The following is a 2,421-nucleotide window of genomic DNA, read 5'->3' as shown; positions in this document are numbered from 1 at the left end:
GTGCCTGCCGGGTGCGGGCCGCTCGCTCCTGTTTGGCCATGTGCTGTCTCCTGAGAACCGGGACGTCGAAGGCCGGCACCGCACCGACATCCCAAGTCCCTCGGAACGTACTGCTACTGCGGGGGGTTGCCGTGTTTGCGCGACGGCAGGTCTGCGTGTTTCCTTCGGAGCATGGCCAGGGAGCGGATGAGGACCTCGCGGGTCCGGGCCGGATCGATCACGTCGTCCACCAGGCCGCGCTCCGCCGCGTAGTACGGGTGCATGAGCTCGGCCTTGTACTCCTTGACCATCTTCTGCCGCATGGCCTCGGGGTCCTCGGCCTCGGCGATCTGCCGGCGGAAGATGACGTTGGCGGCGCCCTCGGCGCCCATGACGGCGATCTCGTTCGTCGGCCACGCGTACGTCAGGTCGGCGCCGATGGACTGGGAGTCCATGACGATGTACGCGCCGCCGTAAGCCTTGCGCAGCACCAGCGAGACCCGCGGCACGGTCGCGTTGCAGTAGGCGTACAACAGCTTCGCGCCGTGCCGGATGATCCCGCCGTGCTCCTGGTCGACACCCGGGAGGAAGCCGGGGACGTCGAGGAAGGTCATGATGGGGATGTTGAAGGCGTCGCACATCTGGACGAAACGTGCGGCCTTTTCGCTGGCCTCGATGTCCAGCACGCCGGCCAGGGTCTGGGGCTGGTTGGCGACGAACCCGACGCTCTGCCCGTCGAGCCGGGCCAGCGCGCAGATGATGTTGCGTGCCCAGCCCTCGTGGACCTCCAGGTACTCGCCGTCATCGACGACCTCCTCGATGACCTTGGCCATGTCGTAGGGCCGGTTGCCGTCCGCGGGCACCAGGTCGAGGAGCGCGTCCGAGCGCCGGTCTATGTAGTCACCACCGCGCACCCTCGGCGGAGCTTCCCGGTTGTTCTGGGGCAGCAACGACAGGAGGTAGCGCACCTCCGCGATGCAGGTCTCCTCGTCGTCGTACGCGAAGTGGCAGACACCGCTGGTCTGCGCGTGGACGTCCGCGCCACCCAGGCCGTTCTGGGAAATCTCTTCACCCGTCACCGCCTTGACCGCGTCCGGGCCGGTGATGAACATCTGCGAGGTCTCACGGACCATGAACACGAAGTCGGTCAGCGCGGGGCTGTAGGCCGCACCGCCCGCGCACGGTCCCAGCATCACGCTGATCTGCGGGATGACACCTGAAGCCTTCGTGTTGCGCTGGAAGATGCCGCCATACCCGGCGAGCGCCGACACGCCCTCCTGGATGCGGGCGCCGGCGCCGTCGTTCAGCGACACCAGCGGAGCCCCAGTAGCGATAGCCATGTCCATGATCTTGTGGATCTTCGTGGCATGGGCCTCGCCCAGCGCACCACCGAAGATCCGGAAGTCGTGCGCGTATACGAAAACGGTACGCCCTTCCACCATCCCCCAGCCGGTGATCACGCCATCCGTGTAAGGCTTCTTCACCTCCAGACCGAAACCGCTTGCCCGATGTCGGCGCAGTTGCTCGACCTCCTGGAACGAACCCGGGTCCAGCAGCAGTTCGATGCGCTCCCGGGCGGTCAGCTTGCCCTTGGCGTGCTGCGCCTCGGTCGCCTGCTGACTGGGGCCGGCCAGCGCCTGTGCACGGATGCTGTCCAGTTCCGCCACGCGCCCGCGTATATCGGCGGGGCCCGGGGCCATGGGTGCCCGGCTCGTCATAGCCATGTCAGGTGCCTTCCTGGGACAAGGCCGAGGAGGTCCCGCCCCGGGTCCGTGAAGCCATCATAACAAACCGCATAAGCGGTCTCTAATTGAATTATGAAGAAGATATGGAGATCGCTTCCGCCATTAGCGCCAGCTGTCGGGGGCCGCGTACGCAGAGGGCTCGCGCCACTGACGGAAGCCCGGCTCCGGTAGCTCTCCGTCTGGATGCCGTTCGGATGCGCACCGGGCGAGCACCACCACGGCAAGAGCGGCCAGCTCGGCATCGCCGGGGTTGCCGCGCTCCACACGGAGCAGGGCTTGTCCACTTTCCATCCGAACGCTCCCCTCTTCTCGGGCTCTTGGACACCATCGAGCAGGCCGCTCAAGGGCCGCTTTGAGGGCGATTGAGAACCCGGAGCGGATACGGCGTCCCGAGCGCCGCACGACGGAGAGGACCTCGCATCGGACGACGGCGCATCCCTTCCCGTCGCCATCCGCCGGGCCTGTGAAAACCCACGCCACGGCGGATACGGGGCCGGAGCCGGATCTGCCTCAAGAAGATCGGAACAAGATGCTCCATTTATGCCACACCAGGAGCCTTCCGTTCCGCTAGAAATTAAACCGGTTGGTATGTATCTTTGCTGGCCCGGGGAAACGAACTCCTCGTCATCAGGCCAAGCGGCTCAGGGGGAACTATGTCTGCGATCACGTTCCGCATCGACCGCACCACACCAAGCAC

2 protein-coding genes are annotated in these 2,421 nt (G+C 66.0%); both read right to left on the bottom strand.

Going from position 1 to position 2,421, the window contains the following annotated elements; translation table 11 throughout:
- Positions 1-113 precede the first annotated feature (113 nt).
- Positions 114-1,703, bottom strand: a complete 1,590-nt coding sequence (locus TN53_RS40245; RefSeq protein WP_046263827.1) for an acyl-CoA carboxylase subunit beta — start codon at positions 1,701-1,703, stop codon at positions 114-116.
- A 123-nt stretch (positions 1,704-1,826) separates the two neighbouring features.
- Positions 1,827-2,015, bottom strand: coding sequence for an acyl-CoA carboxylase epsilon subunit (locus tag TN53_RS46150; RefSeq protein WP_095046989.1), 189 nt, complete (start codon positions 2,013-2,015; stop codon positions 1,827-1,829).
- Positions 2,016-2,421 lie beyond the last annotated feature (406 nt).

The organism is Streptomyces sp. WM6386, assembly GCF_000972385.1.
Classification (GTDB): domain Bacteria; phylum Actinomycetota; class Actinomycetes; order Streptomycetales; family Streptomycetaceae; genus Streptomyces.
The sequence above is the reverse complement of the archived record's forward strand: the minus strand, read 5'-3'. Positions and strand labels throughout refer to the sequence as shown.

What these genes read in the sequence shown, in the direction of transcription:
- TN53_RS46150 (WP_095046989.1), bottom strand. Translation starts at nt 2,015, where the DNA reads ATGGAAAGTGGACAAGCCCTGCTCCGTGTGGAGCGCGGCAACCCCGGC.
- TN53_RS40245 (WP_046263827.1), bottom strand. Translation starts at nt 1,703, where the DNA reads ATGGCTATGACGAGCCGGGCACCCATGGCCCCGGGCCCCGCCGATATA.